Source organism: Dyadobacter sp. SG02, assembly GCF_900109045.1.
In the GTDB taxonomy this organism is placed as follows: Bacteria; Bacteroidota; Bacteroidia; order Cytophagales; family Spirosomataceae; genus Dyadobacter.
The window spans coordinates 1-16933 of sequence record NZ_FNYL01000003.1 but is presented as its reverse complement, the minus strand read 5'-3'; the positions used below and the strand labels follow the sequence as shown (position 1 = coordinate 16933).

Sequence of the window (16933 nt, the reverse complement as noted above, 5' to 3'; positions counted from 1 at the left end):
GGGCGAAGGTTTAGTATATTTAGGCAAACAAGTTCTCAACCTTGAATGCAAATCTATATGAATCTACACCGGAAAACTTTGGTACTACTACATGGTCATGGCATAGATGACACGATTTGGGACAGCCTCGACGCTGCGATCAATGACACTTACACGGTAGTGAGACCGAACATTTCGTTGTTCACTTCCTGCCAGTCGGTAGAGGAATATGCCGACGAGCTGCATCGCTTCCTGACCAACGCCAACATCCAGAAATGCACGCTGATCGGCCATTCGATGGGTGGCTATATTTCACTTGCATTCGCCGAGAAATACGTGGATATGCTCGAAGGATTCGGGCTTTTCCATTCCACCGCCTACGCCGACGACGACTCAAAAAAGCACCAGCGCGGTCAGATGATCGACCTGTTACGGAATTATGGAACCGAGTCGTTTGTCAAAAGTACCGCCGCAAACCTTTTCGGTGACCGCTATAAAGAGCTTTACCCCGAGCGTATCAAAGAGCATATCGCCTATTTCGGCAAACTTCCCGCCGAGGCGCTGATCGCCGGGATCACGGCGATGCGTAATCGCCCCGATCGCACCGCAGTATTGGCCGACTTGCCGTTCCCGGTTTTATTCATTATTGGAATGCAGGATAAGCTGATACCCTTCGAAAGTGTGATCGAACTCGCCGAATACCCGAAAAAAAGCTATCCGCTGATCTTCGCCGAAGCAGGTCATATGGGCATGGTGGAGCGCCCCGATGCGACGGCGAGGATGATCAATTGGTATATGAGCAAAATTTAAAAGCAAAATCATCATCAAAAACAGGCCATTATGCGTTACCCATGATATACTAATGGCCTGTTTATCTTTTAGCTATGCAAAAATCTATCCCTGCCCTTTCATTTCGATACCTTGGCTTCCTGCTCATTTGGAGCCTGCTGATCCTCAACGCCTGTAAGGATGATGACACCAAGCTCGTACCGCCTACCGAGGAGAATGTTTATTTAAAGGAAAGCTCCCCCATTGTCTCGCTCAACAAGGAGCAGATTATCCAGAAGGCAGGCACGCTGTCGCCTTTCGTATCGCCTTATGTCAAGAATGATGTCAAGGTTTATAAAATCACCTATAAAACCAAAAACACGGATGGGGCGGAAATTACCGCTTCCGGTGCGTTGGTTATACCGGTCGTGGCCGGTCCTGTTTCGATGATCAGCGTGCAGCACGGCACCATTACCGACCCCGGCCAGGCGCCGTCTCTTTTCAAAGACGGGTCCGAGGGCTCCTCTTTCGGGTCGCTATTTGGTTCGATGGGCTACATTATCGCTTATCCCGATTACATTGGTTACGGGGCTTCCGACAATCTCCCGCACCCGTACGAGCACCGCGCGAGCCTCGCGTCGGCATCGCTGGACATGCTGCGGGCTGCGAAAGAGTACCTGAGGGGACAAACGGAGGTCAAATGGAACGAAAAACTATATGTGGCAGGATACTCGGAAGGCGGGTTTGCGACGATGTCGCTGCAACGGAAGATCGAAGAAGAAGCTTCGTCGGAATTTAACCTGCGGGCATCGAGCTGCGGGGCCGGGGCTTATGATAAGACGGCATTCATGAAGCATATTATCAATGAAAAAACCGACGGTGTTGCAGGGTATAATTCCCTTTATCTCTGGGTGTTGCTTACCTACGACAGCATTTACAAGCTCAACAAACCTGCTTCCTATTATTTCACAGAAAAATATGCTTCGAAAATCGCTGCGTCAGGCCGAAATGTCTCCATCGCCGAAAGCTTCCATCTTGCATTGAACGACTCGTTCAAAAAAGCGCTTAACGACGGGACGGATAAAGGTTTCATTGACGCTATCGGTGATAACGACGTTTACAATTTCAAGCCCAAAACCCCTACGCAGCTCTATCACGGCACGAAAGATCCGCTGGTATTTTTCTTCAATTCCGAAAATGCTTACAATGCCATGCAAAAGCTGGGCGCCACCAATGTGACGTTTATCAAAGTTAACGACGGTACGCATAGCAGCTCGATCTTGCCGTTCCTGCTGGGTACGCAGGCATTTTTTGCCGAGACTCTGTAAATATTCAGGTATATTTGCATCCCATTAGTTTCATAGGGTAAATATGCTTTTAACTGTCAAGTTTTCTACATTTTCTACCGGGCGGGCATTCTTTCGGGCCGTTCGATGTTGTTGATTTACGCATTTAAGAGGAATCCGCATGGTCGGTAAATTCTCATTCACGTACCTTTTTTGAATCACAACATCACGAATCTACACCATGTCATCATTACTGGATCTGGTAGGCAATACACCCCTGGTTGAATTACGAAGAGTTAATCCCAATCCCAAAGTCCGCATATTCGGCAAGCTGGAAGGCAACAATCCCGGCGGCAGCGTGAAAGACCGCGCGGCGTACAGCATGATCAAAGGCGCCCTCGAACGCGGCGAAATTAAGCCCGGCATGAAGCTCGTGGAAGCTACGAGCGGCAATACGGGCATCGCACTCGCGATGATCGCGCGGCTTTTTGACCTTGAAATAGAGCTGCTGATGCCGCAGAGCTCCACCCGCGAGCGCGTGCTCACAATGGAAGCATTCGGCGCAAAGGTGATCCTTACCGAAACCATGGAAAGCGCCCGCGACCTGGCGGAAGAAAAGGCCACCGCAGGCGACTATTTCATGCTCAACCAGTTTGCAAACCCCGATAACTGGAAGGCGCATTACCGCACCACCGGCCCCGAAATTTACCGCGATACCGACCGGCAGATCACCCATTTCGTATCATCGATGGGTACTACCGGTACAATTATGGGCGTTTCGCGCTATTTGAAAGGACAAAACAGCAATATTCAGATCGTCGGCTGCCAGCCTAACGACGGTTCGAGCATCCCCGGCATCCGCAAATGGCCGGTGGAATATCTTCCCAAAATATTTGAAAAAGAACGCGTAGACCGCGTGATCGAAGTGTCGCAGGACGATGCCACACTCACTACCCGCCGCCTGGCCAACGAAGAAGCTATTTTTGCCGGAATGAGCAGCGGAGGCGCTGCCTGGGCCGCCATAGAACTGGCGAAGGAACTGGAAGAAGGCGTAATCGTCTTCATCATCTGCGATCGCGGCGACCGGTACTTGTCGAGTGAGCTGTTTGGGTGATCCACGGCCTACCGCCGATCACTTGTGCGTACACATGCAATCGGCGGTAGGCCGTCATATCAGAACCAGCCCGATCCCAGATTCCGGAAAGGCCACGGAATAGCCGCCAAAATTATAATCAACGCCAAAGCGTAGAAGTAAAGAACCGTCCGGTGCTTATCCGGCCCGGTGAGCTTTTTCGACCGTACTCTTCCCACCGTAATGAGCACGATGGCGATTAGCATCATAAACACGTGTTCTATCGAATAAAAACGAAATACTTTCTCGCTGATCAGATCGAAGTTAACTTTGGGGCTCATGAAATACAGCACCAGGCCGATGAGAAGTTGTGTGTGGGTGGCAATGAGGGTAAAAAGGTACAGCTTGCTACCGTCCTGGCTTCCTTGCTGCCACTTGGAATATGCCGTGAAAACCGCTGCAATTAAAAGTCCTAACACCACATAACGGAGGCCCGAATGGGCGTGTAGAAGAATATTCATGTTAATACTGGTTACGGTGAATAAGTATATGCATGCAAATGTAACTCGCAAACATAAATTTTTATAAAATGATCGTCTATAACATCACAGTCAATATCAGCTATCAGGCCGAAAAAGATTGGCTGCATTATATGAAATCGGTGTATATCCCGGAAATCAATGCCACGGAACTGCCGCTGGATTGCAAGCTGCTCAGGCTCCTGACCGAGATCGAGAACGAGGGCTCGACCTACACTACCCAGTTTACATTCAGGACGATGGAGGATTTCCTGGCCTATCAAACCCATTTTCAACCCACCTTTCAGGAGCGTCACCACGAGCTTTTTAACGGACAATATGTTTCTTTCAGGACACTTCTGGAAGAGGCCTGAGGCCTTCCGACCTGTTTTTGGGGATAAATAAATGTACCTTAAAAACCACGGTTATTACTTGACATTAACTTAATATTTCCTTTTATTTAATCTACCGTTAAGGCAGATTTAACCAGGAGATCAGCCCGGATAGTATGGTTTTTTATAACTATCCGAAGATGAATAAACCTCCGGTCCGACAATCTGGAAAGCGGTTGGAAATATGTTTTACTTTAAAATGATGTGTGCTTATGAGACTGCAGATGCAAGCAATTCACTTTGATGCCGATCCCAAGTTACTGACTTTCATTCAGCAAAAATTGGATAAACTGGATACGTTCTATGACCGGATCACCAGTGGAGAGGTATTCCTTAAGCTCGACAGGAATGATAATACCAAGTTGCATACCAAACTCCTTGAAGTGAAGCTCTATGTGCCCGGCGGGACGATGTTTGTGAGGGAGCAGGGAACCACCTTTGAAGAAGCAACGGATTTAGCAATAGATACCCTGAAAATGCAGGTTAAAAAATTTAAAAATAAAAGGAACAATGCCAGGGCTCCGAAAAGCCTTGACGGACTCTCCGAAGACAACGGAGTAGTCGTGCTGGCCGAGGACATCGAGGAATAGGCCAGATTTAACTTGACGCAAGAAGCCGCCTACCGCCAGGCGGCTTTTTGCGTTTTAGATGTATTTTTGAAATTCCATTCAGCAAATGACCCATTTATGCAAATAGAAGCAGTTGTCGATTCCACATTCGACCATCTTTTCAAATTCACCCAGGAGCAGGTGCAGGCGTTCGCCGATCTGACCGGCGATAACAACCCCGTCCACCTCGATGCCGAATATGCGGCCACGACGCAGTTCAAGAAACCGATCATTCACGGAATGCTGGGCATTACGGTTTTCACGAAAGTACTGGGTACCCAATTCCCGGGTTTCGGCTCCATTTACCTGAAACAAACCGTGGAATATCTGCGCCCAATGTTCGTCGACACGGAGTACCGCGCCGTTTTCAAAATCGTATCCATTAATCCCGCCAAGCATATCGCTGAAATCTCTACCGAGATTTACGATGCAACCACCAAAAAAATCACCGTCCGCGGCATTGCCACGATGGTGAACGAGGAGAAATTCTAAAAAAGGAAAAGCCCCGGCGATGATCGCCGGGGCTTCGAAAAATCTTCCGTGTGCTTCGTTATTTTTCGCCTTCGTTCTTCTTGTTCTGAACTTCCGCGCGAATATCCTGAGCCAACGTTTTCAGATCCTGCATGCCTTTACGTACACGGGTTCCGGCAGCCTGGTTGCCCTTGTTATAGAACTTATCGAAATCGCCTTCCAGTGAAAGAATCAAGTCCTTTACTTCATCGAATCTTGCCATGTTTTCTTTGTTTTTTAGTTTTAAAAAATGCCTCTCACACGCTAAAAACGCATGTTTTGACCGAAATTTAATAATTAAAACCATTTAAGCAACCCAAAAAACAAAAAAAAACACTTCTAAAATGCAATTAAATCCCTCAATCACCATAACAATCTCAATAACAACAAGTTACATTAATAAAGTTTTATTGTCTGGTCGTAAATAAAAAAGAGGGCTCTTCGAAAAAAAGCCCTCTGTACGCAAAAAAAGCGGTTTTATAACTATTCCACGACCTCCTGCACGTCGTCGCTCTGGTAAACTCTGTTCTTGAGTTTCTCGGCGAGCGTCGTGAATGCATTCAGCGTATATTCAACATCTTCGAGTGTATGCGACGCGGTCGGGATGATGCGAAGCATGATCTGGCCCTTCGGTACAACCGGGTAAACTACGATCGAGCAGAAAACACCCATGTTCTCGCGCAGGTCACGCACCATGCGGGTAACCTCGGGCACGCCACCTTCGCTGTGAAGGAACACGGGGGTTACAGGCGACTCGGTTTCACCGATATTGAACCCGCGGCTGCGCAGCCCATCCTGCATGGCTTTCACATTTTCCCAAAGCTTCGTCCGCAGTTCCGGCATTTGCTTGATCATCTCAAGACGTTTGCGGCAACCTTCGACGTAAGGCATCGGAAGCGCCTTCGCGTAGGTTTGAGAACGCATATTGTATTTCAGGAACATGATGATCTCGGGGTCGCTCGAAGCGATGAATGCGCCGATAGCCGCCATGGACTTCGCGAATGTCGAGAAGTACAGGTCAATTTCGTCCTGAACACCCAGCAACTCGCCTACTCCGGCGCCGGTTTCACCCATGGTTCCAAAGCCGTGTGCATCGTCTACGAGCAAACGGAAGTTGTATTTCTTTTTCAGTTCGGCAATGGCCTTCAAATCGCCTACTTTGCCCGACATACCAAAAACGCCTTCGGTGATCACCAACACGCCGCCGCCTTTCTCTTCTGCAAGTTTGGTAGCGCGGATCAGGTTCTTTTCAAGGCTGACCATGTCGTTATGGTTGAACTTGTAATATTCGCCCAGCTTGGCCTTGTGCAGACGGATACCGTCGATCAGACAGGCGTGTGATTCGGCGTCGTACACGATCACATCACGATGGTCGCAAAGACATTCGATCGCGGACATGACGCCCTGGTAACCATAATTAAGAAGGAATGCATCTGTTTTACCGACAAAGTGCGCGAGCTCCTTTTCAAAAGTCTCATGCAGGACGGAGTTTCCTGACATCATGCGGGCGCCCATCGGGTACGCGAGGCCCCATTTGGCAGCGGCGTCGGCATCCGCTTTGCGGACTTCCGGGTGATTCGCCAGACCCAGGTAATTGTTAAGACTCCAGTTCAGCACTTCCCGTCCCATAAACCTCATGCGCGGCCCAAGCTCTCCTTCCAGCATCGGAAACGAAAAATAATGGTGGCTGTTCAGCATTTTGGCCGGTGTTCCGATCGGACCTGAGTTGTTGCGCAATTTCTCGAAAATATCCACTCTCTCTTTTTTTATGTGGGTAACTGATGATTTAAATGTTAGATAAATGCAAAAATAAAAAATTTACATTTAACTTAAAAAAGACCGTTGTCATCGCAACCTATGGTAAGTTAGTAAATTAATAAAAACTGTGCCTTTAATCGGCACGTCGTATTCCAGACCTTACCACCATTTTTATGCCCCAAATCCGAAAAATCCTAGTCGCCAACCGGGGCGAGATTGCATTGAGAATCATGCGTACCGCGCGGGAAATGGGTATCGCGACGGTCGCGGTGTTCAGCGAGGCGGATCGCACATCCCCGCACGTACGCTATGCCGACGAGGCCGTGTGCATAGGCGCAGCGCCGTCCTCGGAGTCCTATTTAAATATTGATAAAATCCTGAAAGTCTGCGCGGATCTGGGTGTAGATGCGATCCATCCGGGCTACGGGTTCCTTTCGGAGAATGCAGCTTTTGCAAAAAAAGTAAAAGAAGCAGGCCTCATCTTCATTGGTCCTTCCCCGGAATCGATCGAGGTAATGGGTAGCAAACTGGCTGCTAAGCAGGCGGCTTCCAAATACAATATCCCGATGGTACCTGGCACGCCGGACGCGATCGACGATCGCGACGAGGCCAAACGCATTGCCAATAACATTGGTTACCCCATTCTGATCAAAGCCAGTGCCGGCGGCGGCGGGAAAGGAATGCGCGTTGTTGAAAACGAAGCGGAATTCGACGAACAAATGGACCGGGCGGTAAGTGAAGCACAATCGGCATTCGGCGACGGCTCCGTTTTTATCGAAAAATACATTACCTCGCCCAAACACATCGAAATCCAGGTGTTGGGCGACCATCATGGCAACATTATTCATCTTTTCGAGAGAGAATGCTCCATTCAGCGGCGGCACCAGAAGGTGGTCGAAGAAGCGCCGTCGATCTCCATTACCCCCGAAATACGGGAAGAAATGGGGCGATCCGCGGTGGATGTGGCTCGCTCCTGCAACTATTATGGTGCGGGGACCGTGGAGTTTATCATGGACGAAAACCGGAATTTCTACTTCCTGGAAATGAATACCCGCTTGCAGGTGGAGCATCCGGTGACTGAAATGATCACCGGCGTGGATCTGGTGAAGGAAATGATCAGGATCGCGGAGGGCCAGCCGCTCGCGATTGCCCAGGAAGATTTGCAAATCCGCGGCCATGCGGTTGAAATCAGGGTGTATGCGGAAGATGCGGCAAACCATTTCCTGCCCGACATAGGCACATTGCACACGTACGTGAAGCCCGACGGAAATGGTGTCCGCGTGGACGATGGTTTTGAACAGGGCATGGAAATCCCGATCTATTACGACCCGATGATCGCCAAACTGATCACTTATGGCGACGACCGCGAAACTGCGATTCGCAAGATGGTCAGGGCGATCGACGAGTACCACATCAGCGGTGTACAGACAACCCTTCCGTTCTGCCGGTTTGTGATGCTGCACGAGGCATTTGTCAATGGCAGCTTCGATACCAATTTCGTGGGACGGCATTTCGACCCGGATGTGTTAAGTACAAAAACCGATAGCGAAGTCGCGGGCCTCGCAGCGCTGATCTCCGTGCTGATGAAAGACACTTCACCGGAAAGCAAACCTGTTCAGAATGAGGAAGTGTACGCAAACGCATCGAAATGGAAAGCGCGCCGCTTCGCAGCACATTAAAAGCGGCGCATTTCTTGAAATTTTTTAAAAAAATTCCTACTTTTGCGGTCTTATTTTAGATAAGGGCTGATTATACAAATTTTTTGGCAATTTGAAATGCCTGCAAGTATTCCCGACATCAAATTTTCTTTGAATGAAGAATGCTTTTCAGTTATTAATTGGTATAATTCAGTTGCACAAGTGCCGGAATCCGGCGGAAAGCGGGATTTACCCTTTTCCCTGACATTATCTACGACCAAAGAAATTCACAGAATATCCAGCTATGAAGCTATCCGAATTTAAGTTTGATCTTCCCCAGAGTTTAATCGCACTTCATCCTTCCGACCGCGGAGAGTCCCGCCTGATGGTCGTTCACCGGAAAACAGGAGAAATTGAACATAAAACATTCGCCGACGTGATCAATTATTTTGATGACGGTGACGTAATGGCTATCAACGACACGAAGGTGTTTCCTGCCCGCCTTTATGGCCAGAAAGAAAAAACCGGCGCGAAGATCGAAGTGTTCCTATTACGCGAACTGAACCGTGAAATGCGTCTCTGGGACGTTTTGGTTGACCCTGCACGTAAAATTCGTGTGGGTAACAAGTTGTACTTCGGCGACAGCGACCTGGTAGCCGAGGTAATCGACAACACCACTTCCCGCGGCCGCACGATCCGTTTCCTTTATGATGGTGATAACGACGCGTTCATGAAGCTGGTCGACGAGTTGGGCGAAACGCCGCTTCCTCCCGAAATTATCTCACGCCGCAAGGTAGAGAGCGCCGACCGTGAGCGCTTTCAAACCATTTTTGCGGAACACGTAGGTGCCGTAGCCGCTCCTACTGCGGGTATGCACTTTACCAAAGCCATTATGAAGCGCCTTGAAATCAAAGGAGTTAGCTTCGCCCCGGTTACGCTGCACGTAGGTCTTGGTACATTCCGTACGGTAGACGTGGAAGATTTGACCAAACACAAAACGGATTCGGAAAACTACCGCATTACGCAAAGTACTTCCGAAATCGTAAACAAGGCGATCGACGGAAAAAAACGCATTTGCGCGGTGGGTACCACTTCGTTGCGGGCTATCGAATCTTCGGTATCGGCGAGCGGACATTTGAAGCCGGTAGAAGGCTGGACAGACAAATTCGTCTTCCCTCCGTACGATTTCAAGATCGCTAATGCATTACTATCGAATTTCCAATTGCCGGAATCGATCCTTTTGATGGCCGCATGCGCTTTCGGAGGTTTTGATCTGGTGATGAAAGCTTACGACATCGCCATCAAGGAGAAATATAAATTCTTCACCTACGGCGACGCGATGCTGATCATTTAATATACAACCCTGAAATCCAATGGTCATTTATGATCAGCGACGCATTGTCCCTGAGCCGTAAATGACCATTTTTTTATTACACTAAATCCAATGCAAGAATACGTCATCATCGTGGCCGGCGGCAGCGGAAGCCGCATGAAAAGCGATATCCCGAAGCAGTTTCTGGTGGTTAATGGCCTGCCGGTACTGATGCACACGATCCGCGCATTTGCAGAATATTCGCCAAACCTGCGCATTATCGTGGTACTGCCATCGGAGCAGTTTGGCTTTTGGGAAGAATTGTGTAAAAAACATAGTTTCGCTATCCCGCATCAACTGGTAGCAGGCGGTGAAACCCGTTTTCACTCGGTCAAAAACGGGTTGAACTGTATTGTGGAGAAAGAAGAATTCCTTGTGGCCGTTCACGACGGGGTAAGACCGGTGATTTCCCGCGAAATCATTGCAGAAAGCTTCACTACCGCCGCTTCGCACGGCGCTGCGGTAGTAAGCGTGCCGTTGAAAGATTCGATACGGATTGTGGGCCAGAACGAGGGGAACAAAGCCATGGACCGTACATTGTTCCGGCTGATCCAGACGCCCCAGACATTCAGGTCAAGCTGGATGCGGGCTGCATTCACTGCCGATTACCACGAATCGTTCACGGATTGTGCGAGCGTGCTCGAAGCGTGGGGTTATCATATCCGCCTTATCGACGGTGCTTACGAAAATATTAAAATCACCACTCCCGAAGACCTTCGCTGGGCGGAGATTTACCTCAAAGCCACTTCTTAAACCATTCAAAGGCTTCTTTCTGCATATCGGCGTCGAACTTGTGCGGGCCGTCGTAGAAACCGGCCTTGTATTTGTCGGAAGCACCGGCTTTTTTGAAAACTTCGGTCAGAATAACGTCCGCATTTTTCATTTCCGCAAGCGTGTAGAGCTCGTCCTGGTTGTTGTTCAAAACCAATGTGGGCAATGGCACCCTGAGGCCAAGAATTTCCGGGAAATCGAGGTATTTAGGTAGCAGCGGCGTATAGGTCATCCAGGTATGGTTGAATGATTTATTCAAAATCAAATCCTTCCAGGTTGTCATAAAGCCAACGCAAACGGCACATTTAATGCGTGGATCGAGGCCGGCCAGGTATACCGTACGCAATCCGCCACCCGACAATCCGCCGCAACCAAGGCGGTTAGGATCTACTTCTTTCCGGGCAGCCAGAATATCCAGTGCCACCTGATCCTCCATGAGAAAAACGCCCGGCCAGGTAGTCCCCGCCGAAAACAGCGATTTGGACATCACATGCTCATGCTCGGACGACCAAGCATTGTAAGTCCTGATATTCTCAGCCTTTTCAGGATCGGCATCCGATTTACCTTCGGTACTCACCGCACCCCAGTTCAGCCCTTTTGTATCTTCATAATAAACCCTTCGGCTGCCGAATGCGTAGGTATCGTGCACCAGCACCACATGGCCCTGCTTCGCGATCTCATTGGCCCAGGCCCGGCCGCCGTAATCCGTTTCCTGATGTTCTTTTAATATCGGATGTTGGTCGTCAGAAGTTTTGACAATTTTTCTCAACCCGAAATACTTCATTCCCGCATGGTCGTGCAGCCCCAGAATGCCCGGCAATGGCTTGGTACTGCCTGCTGGTTTCAATAAAACCGCTTCGGTAGGTCTACCATAAGGCAATTGCCACGAAAGTTCTTCTATTTCCAGCCCGTCGTAGGTATATTTTTTCTTGACAGTAACCTTCGGCAAACCCGGTTTTGCCGGAGCCGACACGAGCTCTTTCGTTTTGTCCAGAGCCTCCTTTCGCCAGGCATCGATACTATCCCACTTCTTATTACGAAAAGAAAGGGGAGGCTGTGCGGGAAGCAATGAGGCCGCCCAGGGGCCATAAGCGCCGATAAGGCTTTTTTCTGATGCCATAGAAAAGGAATGGATATTATCAGGATTAAAAACAGGCGTCGCTGCGGTTACCGAAACACCACCAGCCATTGACAACGCGACCGTACCCGCGGTGTTTTTTATAAAAGATCTTCTTGATATTTCACCGGCATGGCGATCCGCGTCGACAGTTTTCATAAGTTATACTTTGACAAATATTTTCTGGCGATACAAAAAGTAAAGGAACAGCCACACCAACACAAATCCACCGAGCGCATTGTAAACCTCGTGCCAGTTTTCGGGAGCATGTTTATAAATGCCAGCAAAAAGCAACCGCGACGATTCATTGAAATCCACAAACCGCACCGCGAGGTAAATCACCAGTGAATTCAGCCCGATGACGCGGAAGAAAAACGCCCAATTGTGGTGACTTTTTACATCGATAACCCAGTAGAACAATGCGAGCATCGCGAAGGCCATTCCGGAAGTGAGCATAATGAAAGAGCTCGACCAGAGATGTTTGTTAACGGGAAACACAAAATCCCAGGCTAACCCGATGACAATACCAGCCAAAGCGAGTGTAAAGAGCTTCCAAAGCTTTGCACCCGTATTGTTTTCCTTCAATAAGACATCACCGGCCACTGTACCGAAAATAGTCAGGCATATCGCAGGAAACTGCGTCAGAAGCGCCAATTCGTCATAAGTACCTTGTTTCAATATGCCCGGCATAAAATTGCGGTCGACCCAGCCGACGAGGTTACCTTCGAAAGAAAGGTCGCCCGAGCCGAAACCGGGTACAGGGATCAATATTAATGTCAGATAGTAGGCAACGAGAATACCCACGGCAATGTACAACCGCTGGTTCGTGCCGAATTTCATATACAAAATAGCAGAAATGAACGTCGCGAGCCCAATCCGCCCGAGCACGCTTCCGTAGCGTATGTGTGCGGGATCGAAAATATCCATCGGAGCATTCTTATCGAGGATACCCAATGCGATCAGGATCAGCATTCGCTTGAATACCTTGTTTCGGATCACTGACGGAGGAATGCCTTTCGCTAAACCGCCCGTAATGCTGAAAGCAAGAGAGGTACCGGCCAAAAACAGGAACAGGGGAAATATAAAATCGTAAAATGTAAAACCATTCCAGCCCGGATGCTCGAACTGCGCCGCGACAGCATCTATCAACGGAATACCCGTTTTCCCGCCCAACGTGGCAATAAACTGCCCGCCTCCGGCAATCATCAGCATATCGAAACCCCTCAATGCATCAATCGACGCCAGCCGGCCCGGTGCATTGGATTGCTTCACTTCTTTTGGAACGACAATAGACGGTGCTTCCATAGGTTTAGGATAACTATTTGGAATAGAAGTTACTATATCACCACTTTTTACCCGTCTCCAGGCGTGATATTGGGCGTTTCAATTGTTTCTGTCCGCAATTTCAATGGCCGTCAGCAAGCTGGCCGACTCCTTGTCCAGAAAGAATGTGCAATGCGGGTGAAGCTGCAAAATACTCGCCGGAAATGCATTGCTTATTTCGTTTTCCAGGCTGTTTTTAACTGCTATTGCTTTCCGTTCGTCAGGAACCGAGCAAATAATATGCGCAGATTTCATGATCTGCCGCACCGACATGCTGATCGCCTGCAACGGCACTTCTTCCAACGACCCAAACCATCCCTCTCCCATTTGCTGGCGGCGGCAAGGCTCGTCGAGATTTACCACCAGATACGGAGAATCGGTATCAAAATCAGCCGGCGGATCGTTGAAAGCCAAATGGCCATTTTCGCCAATACCTACCAATGCCACGTCAATCGGATGCTCCTGGATATTTTTGGCCAGATATTCCAGCTCTTCTTCAAGATTACCTTCGCCGTTGATCAGGTATGACGCAAGCAAAGAAGGTACTTTCGATAAAAAACGTTCGACCAAATACTTCCGGAAACTCGCCGGATGCGTGACCGGCAGGCCAATATATTCATCCAAATGAAACATCGTAACTTTCGACCAATCGATGTCTTTTTCTAAAATCAATTGGTTCAATGTTTCAAACTGGCTCGTCCCCGTAGCCAGGATAATATTCGCATAGCCCTGACTGGTGATTGTATCCCTGATAATCATGGCCGCATATGCGCCGGCGCTCTGTCCCAGCTCCTCTTTTGTGTCCGAAATAATAACTTTCATACTATTTATGATTTAACCTCCGTAGTACCGCCCTCCTTCAATGCAATGTCGACCGGCTTGTTTTTCTTCCATGAACCATTGGTAAAGTCCGGAACATCTATGGAATTGGACCTGTTCGCCACCGACCATTCGGTTAAAGGAGATATCACACTCCATGACGCGGCATCATATACGTCCTGATCCAACGGAAGTCCGTTACGCAGGCAATCGATCAACCGCCAGTCCATCAGGAAATCCATTCCGCCGTGCCCACCTACTTTTTTCGCCAGTTCTCCCACTCGTTTCACGATTTCGGGCTGATATTGCTGTTCGAGTTTTTTAAATTCTTCGGGTTTGATCCATTCATGTCCATGCGAAATGCGGCCCTGCGTGCTATCATCCGGTAACGGATACTTTTGGGCAGCACCTTTGGTACCGCTGATCAGGTGCAAACGTGAATACGGTCGGGGAGAAGATACGTCGTGTTGCAACATGATCGTTTTCCCCTTATTCGTTTTGATGACCGAGGTATTCATATTACCACGATACGATTTCCCGGCAAATTGTTTAAAATCGGGGTCTTTGGCGGCCAGCTCGTTGGCTTTGGCCTGCAACATATAATCGTTGCTGCTCATGGAGACCAGGTAATCCATTTTGTCGCCGCGGTTAATGTCCAGCACCTGGGCTATCGGGCCCAGTCCGTGCATCGGGTACAAGTTCCCATTCCGCTGGTTTTCCTTCAAGCGCCAGAGTTCGAAACGCTTATCCTTTTGAAAGAGTGATTCGAAAATATCGTGGATATAAGCGCCTTCGACGTGCACGATTTCACCAAAATAGCCTTGCCGGGCCATATTCAATGTGAGTAGTTCGAAAAAGTCATAGCAGCAGTTTTCCAGCATCATGCAATGCTTTTTAGTGCGCTCGGATGTTTCCACCAGCTTCCAGCAATCCGCGACGGTCGTTGCAGCCGGAATTTCCGTCGCGACGTGCTTACCATGCTCCATTGCGTACAATGCCATGGGCGTGTGCAGGTTCCAGGGTGTGCAAATGTAGATCAGGTCGACGTCGTCCCGCTCACACATTTTTTTCCAGGCATCTGCCGAGCCTGAATAAGCATCGGGTGAATGTCCGGCATCCGTCAGAAATTTCCGGGCATTATTCGCTTTTTCAGGCACGATGTCGGCAACGCCTTTCACCTGCACACTCGCAAGGTGCACAATGCGTTTAATAGCACCCCCACCACGGTTACCCATACCGATATAGCCTATACGCACAACATCCATTTTCGGCGCAGCATAACCACTCATGTTGAAGAGCTGCTTTTTGACATTTGGAACAGCAATACCTGGCTCTCCGACGACCTTTACGTTGGTGCCCACCATTCCAAACGTGCCTAAACCGGCCATTTTCAAAAATTCCCGCTTTTTCATCTGCTTTGAGTAAGAGTATAATCCAAAAAAACGTTTGCAATCGTACAATTTTACAATGTTTTATAGCGGCATTCCAGATATTTACTTTAAATAGTAGCGAGAACGTTATCGAAACCAGAATTTCATGCCATGCCATGAATAGGTTAGTTCAATGACAAAAAGATTAACTACGATCAAAGACATAGCGAAAGCGCTCGGAATATCGGTGGCAACGGTCTCGCGCGCGATGCGTGACACTTATGATGTAAGTGCGGAAACAAGGAAAATGGTGCTCGATACCGCGGCAAAAATGAATTACCGCCCCAATTTCAATGCTACGGGGTTGGTCAGAAGCGGAACACACAAAATTGCCGTCATCATTCCTGCAATAACGAATTATTACTTCTCGACCGTCATCACGGGCATTCAGGAATATGCGTTAGAACAAAACTATCAGGTAATGCTTTATCTGACGAACGATTCGGCATATTGGGAAACAAAAGTGGTTCGCGAACTTTCCCTAAGCAGTGTCGACGGCCTGCTTGCCTGCATTACTTACGAAACTACCGATTTCAGCCATTTTGAAGAACTGGTGGAAGCTGATATGCCATTGGTGTTTTTTGACCGTGTTCCGGAATCTGTCAGAACTTCTGTCGTGGTCCAGGACGATTATACCGGTGCCTGCACGGCCACCGAGCATTTGATTGCTCAGGGTTATTCTAAGATTGCCCACCTCGCGGGTCCTCGCGGCTTAAACCTCACCCAGCAAAGGCTTCAAGGCTATCTCGATACATTAAAAAAGCACAATCTCGAATCATACGGCGTCATTCACTCCGGATTCAGTGATGAAAACGGTCGGGAGGACATGGCTGCGTTGTTCAACAGCTCCTCAAAACCGGATGCGATCTTCTCTGTTAATGATCGTAAAGCATTCGGTGTGATTTTGTGGCTGCGGGAGCACGGTATTCGGGTTGGAGAAGAAGTCGGTGTAATAGGCTTTACCAATGACCCGACTTCAAAAATCATTTCCCCTTCGCTCTCCACCATTGCTGAGCCGGCCTACGGAATCGGACGAAAAAGCTGCGAAGTGCTTATCAGGCATATTCAGAAGCAAAGCTATCCTACACAGGAGATTTCCTTGCCCACGGAGCTAATTGTGCGGGAGTCCACGCGGAGGAAGGGTATTGGGAAGGATTGAGGTTTAACCGTGATAACATCGGCCGGTACCCGCCTAAAACGCAAAAAAGCCTCCTTTGCGGGGAGGCTTTTAGTTTAATAATTGTGGCGACTACCTACTTTACCAGGTTTGAACCAAGTATCATCGGCGGTCCGGGGCTTAACTTCTCTGTTCGGGATGGGAAGAGGTGAACACCCGGCCAATAGTCACCAACAAGCTCTTTGAGTTATCAATGATTGAATGATTGAATTTTGAATGATTGAATAATACTTTATTCGGTCATTGTCACATTCGGTCATTGATTTCATGTCATATTGGAAGTAGAAGAGATGAAGGATAAAGAATGATTGTGCAAGCTGTTGGGTAATTAGTACTGCTCAGCTGAGTGTATTTCGACACGTATACCTGCAGCCTATCAACGTCGTAGTCTACAAC

Annotated in this window: 17 protein-coding genes and 2 rRNA genes; 10 read left to right on the top strand and 9 right to left on the bottom strand. The window is 48.7% G+C overall.

All coding sequences use genetic code 11. The annotated features are described in order from the left end of the window. The first annotated feature begins 57 nt into the window (after positions 1–57). The 3 genes from BMW93_RS07175 to cysM all read left to right on the top strand — a co-directional run bounded on the left by BMW93_RS07175 (position 58) and on the right by cysM (position 3147). Positions 58–789 (top strand): alpha/beta fold hydrolase, encoded by a 732-nt coding sequence (locus BMW93_RS07175; RefSeq protein ID WP_229240245.1) that lies wholly within the window; start codon positions 58–60, stop codon positions 787–789. A 74-nt stretch (positions 790–863) separates the two neighbouring features. Further along, complete coding sequence (locus BMW93_RS07170) at positions 864–2075, top strand: S9 family peptidase (RefSeq protein WP_090374553.1); 1212 nt, start codon at positions 864–866, stop codon at positions 2073–2075. Between the two features lie 199 nt (positions 2076–2274). Then, a complete protein-coding gene (gene cysM, locus BMW93_RS07165) occupies positions 2275–3147 on the top strand; it encodes a cysteine synthase CysM (RefSeq protein ID WP_090374552.1) in 873 nt (290 codons plus the stop codon). A gap of 59 nt (positions 3148–3206) precedes the next feature. Here the strand turns inward: cysM and BMW93_RS07160 are convergent, their stop codons facing one another. Beyond that, positions 3207–3626, bottom strand: coding sequence for a cytochrome B (locus BMW93_RS07160; protein WP_090374551.1), 420 nt, complete (start codon positions 3624–3626; stop codon positions 3207–3209). A 68-nt stretch (positions 3627–3694) separates the two neighbouring features. Here BMW93_RS07160 and BMW93_RS07155 point away from each other — a divergent pair, with 68 nt between their 5' ends. The 3 genes from BMW93_RS07155 (at position 3695) to BMW93_RS07145 (ending at position 5115) form a co-directional block, all read left to right on the top strand. After that, positions 3695–3997: a DUF4286 family protein gene (locus BMW93_RS07155; protein ID WP_090374550.1), complete on the top strand. Its 303-nt coding sequence runs from the start codon at positions 3695–3697 to the stop codon at positions 3995–3997. A 230-nt stretch (positions 3998–4227) separates the two neighbouring features. Continuing rightward, positions 4228–4605, top strand: coding sequence for a ribosome hibernation-promoting factor, HPF/YfiA family (hpf, locus tag BMW93_RS07150; protein ID WP_090374549.1), 378 nt, complete (start codon positions 4228–4230; stop codon positions 4603–4605). Positions 4606–4701: 96 nt separating this feature from the next. Next, the gene (locus BMW93_RS07145; protein WP_090375055.1) at positions 4702–5115 is read left to right on the top strand and encodes a MaoC family dehydratase; all 414 of its coding nucleotides are present in this window, start codon (positions 4702–4704) and stop codon (positions 5113–5115) included. A gap of 58 nt (positions 5116–5173) precedes the next feature. Here BMW93_RS07145 and BMW93_RS07140 read toward each other — a convergent pair whose 3' ends face one another. Together BMW93_RS07140 and BMW93_RS07135 are read right to left on the bottom strand one after the other, a co-directional pair. Continuing rightward, complete coding sequence (locus tag BMW93_RS07140; RefSeq protein ID WP_090374548.1) at positions 5174–5356, bottom strand: histone H1; 183 nt, start codon at positions 5354–5356, stop codon at positions 5174–5176. A 260-nt stretch (positions 5357–5616) separates the two neighbouring features. After that, positions 5617–6888: an aminotransferase class I/II-fold pyridoxal phosphate-dependent enzyme gene (locus BMW93_RS07135; RefSeq protein ID WP_090374547.1), complete on the bottom strand. Its 1272-nt coding sequence runs from the start codon at positions 6886–6888 to the stop codon at positions 5617–5619. Between the two features lie 176 nt (positions 6889–7064). Here BMW93_RS07135 and accC point away from each other — a divergent pair, with 176 nt between their 5' ends. The 3 genes from accC (at position 7065) to BMW93_RS07120 (ending at position 10653) form a co-directional block, all read left to right on the top strand. Further along, positions 7065–8570 (top strand): acetyl-CoA carboxylase biotin carboxylase subunit, encoded by a 1506-nt coding sequence (gene accC / locus BMW93_RS07130; protein ID WP_090374546.1) that lies wholly within the window; start codon positions 7065–7067, stop codon positions 8568–8570. 262 nt (positions 8571–8832) lie between these two features. Continuing rightward, positions 8833–9882 carry a tRNA preQ1(34) S-adenosylmethionine ribosyltransferase-isomerase QueA gene (queA, locus tag BMW93_RS07125; protein WP_090374545.1) on the top strand — a complete coding sequence of 350 codons (1050 nt, stop codon included), beginning with the start codon at positions 8833–8835 and terminating at the stop codon, positions 9880–9882. Between the two features lie 90 nt (positions 9883–9972). Then, positions 9973–10653 carry a 2-C-methyl-D-erythritol 4-phosphate cytidylyltransferase gene (locus BMW93_RS07120; protein WP_090374544.1) on the top strand — a complete coding sequence of 227 codons (681 nt, stop codon included), beginning with the start codon at positions 9973–9975 and terminating at the stop codon, positions 10651–10653. Here BMW93_RS07120 and BMW93_RS07115 read toward each other — a convergent pair. The 4 genes from BMW93_RS07115 to BMW93_RS07100 form a co-directional block, all read right to left on the bottom strand. Continuing rightward, positions 10637–11947 (bottom strand): hypothetical protein, encoded by a 1311-nt coding sequence (locus tag BMW93_RS07115; protein WP_090374543.1) that lies wholly within the window; start codon positions 11945–11947, stop codon positions 10637–10639. The genes BMW93_RS07120 and BMW93_RS07115 overlap by 17 nt on opposite strands. Before the next feature lie 3 nt (positions 11948–11950). Further along, complete coding sequence (locus tag BMW93_RS07110; RefSeq protein WP_090374542.1) at positions 11951–13093, bottom strand: acyltransferase family protein; 1143 nt, start codon at positions 13091–13093, stop codon at positions 11951–11953. 78 nt (positions 13094–13171) lie between these two features. Further along, on the bottom strand, positions 13172–13933 hold the full coding sequence (locus tag BMW93_RS07105) for a glucosamine-6-phosphate deaminase (RefSeq protein WP_090374541.1): 762 nt from the start codon (positions 13931–13933) through the stop codon (positions 13172–13174). 5 nt (positions 13934–13938) lie between these two features. After that, entirely contained in the window at positions 13939–15342 is a 1404-nt protein-coding gene (locus tag BMW93_RS07100) for a Gfo/Idh/MocA family protein (protein WP_090374540.1), read from the bottom strand. 151 nt (positions 15343–15493) lie between these two features. Here BMW93_RS07100 and BMW93_RS07095 point away from each other — a divergent pair, with 151 nt between their 5' ends. Beyond that, positions 15494–16519, top strand: coding sequence for a LacI family DNA-binding transcriptional regulator (locus BMW93_RS07095; RefSeq protein ID WP_090374539.1), 1026 nt, complete (start codon positions 15494–15496; stop codon positions 16517–16519). Positions 16520–16600: 81 nt separating this feature from the next. On the opposite strand, the gene rrf is transcribed toward BMW93_RS07095, so the two are convergent. Further along, positions 16601–16712: ribosomal RNA gene (gene rrf, locus BMW93_RS07090) — 5S ribosomal RNA — on the bottom strand. A 133-nt stretch (positions 16713–16845) separates the two neighbouring features. Continuing rightward, a 23S ribosomal RNA gene (locus tag BMW93_RS07085) occupies positions 16846–16933 on the bottom strand; the annotation flags it as partial.

Excerpts from the sequence above, each read along its gene's own strand:
- BMW93_RS07115 (WP_090374543.1), bottom strand. The coding sequence starts at position 11,947 with ATGAAAACTGTCGACGCGGATCGCCATGCCGGTGAAATATCAAGAAGA.
- BMW93_RS07095 (WP_090374539.1), top strand. The coding sequence starts at position 15,494 with ATGACAAAAAGATTAACTACGATCAAAGACATAGCGAAAGCGCTCGGA.
- queA (WP_090374545.1), top strand. The coding sequence starts at position 8,833 with ATGAAGCTATCCGAATTTAAGTTTGATCTTCCCCAGAGTTTAATCGCA.
- BMW93_RS07160 (WP_090374551.1), bottom strand. The coding sequence starts at position 3,626 with ATGAATATTCTTCTACACGCCCATTCGGGCCTCCGTTATGTGGTGTTA.
- BMW93_RS07100 (WP_090374540.1), bottom strand. The coding sequence starts at position 15,342 with ATGAAAAAGCGGGAATTTTTGAAAATGGCCGGTTTAGGCACGTTTGGA.
- BMW93_RS07155 (WP_090374550.1), top strand. The coding sequence starts at position 3,695 with ATGATCGTCTATAACATCACAGTCAATATCAGCTATCAGGCCGAAAAA.
- BMW93_RS07120 (WP_090374544.1), top strand. The coding sequence starts at position 9,973 with ATGCAAGAATACGTCATCATCGTGGCCGGCGGCAGCGGAAGCCGCATG.
- cysM (WP_090374552.1), top strand. The coding sequence starts at position 2,275 with ATGTCATCATTACTGGATCTGGTAGGCAATACACCCCTGGTTGAATTA.
- BMW93_RS07110 (WP_090374542.1), bottom strand. The coding sequence starts at position 13,093 with ATGGAAGCACCGTCTATTGTCGTTCCAAAAGAAGTGAAGCAATCCAAT.
- BMW93_RS07140 (WP_090374548.1), bottom strand. The coding sequence starts at position 5,356 with ATGGCAAGATTCGATGAAGTAAAGGACTTGATTCTTTCACTGGAAGGC.
- BMW93_RS07145 (WP_090375055.1), top strand. The coding sequence starts at position 4,702 with ATGCAAATAGAAGCAGTTGTCGATTCCACATTCGACCATCTTTTCAAA.
- BMW93_RS07175 (WP_229240245.1), top strand. The coding sequence starts at position 58 with ATGAATCTACACCGGAAAACTTTGGTACTACTACATGGTCATGGCATA.
- hpf (WP_090374549.1), top strand. The coding sequence starts at position 4,228 with ATGAGACTGCAGATGCAAGCAATTCACTTTGATGCCGATCCCAAGTTA.
- BMW93_RS07170 (WP_090374553.1), top strand. The coding sequence starts at position 864 with ATGCAAAAATCTATCCCTGCCCTTTCATTTCGATACCTTGGCTTCCTG.
- accC (WP_090374546.1), top strand. The coding sequence starts at position 7,065 with ATGCCCCAAATCCGAAAAATCCTAGTCGCCAACCGGGGCGAGATTGCA.
- BMW93_RS07105 (WP_090374541.1), bottom strand. The coding sequence starts at position 13,933 with ATGAAAGTTATTATTTCGGACACAAAAGAGGAGCTGGGACAGAGCGCC.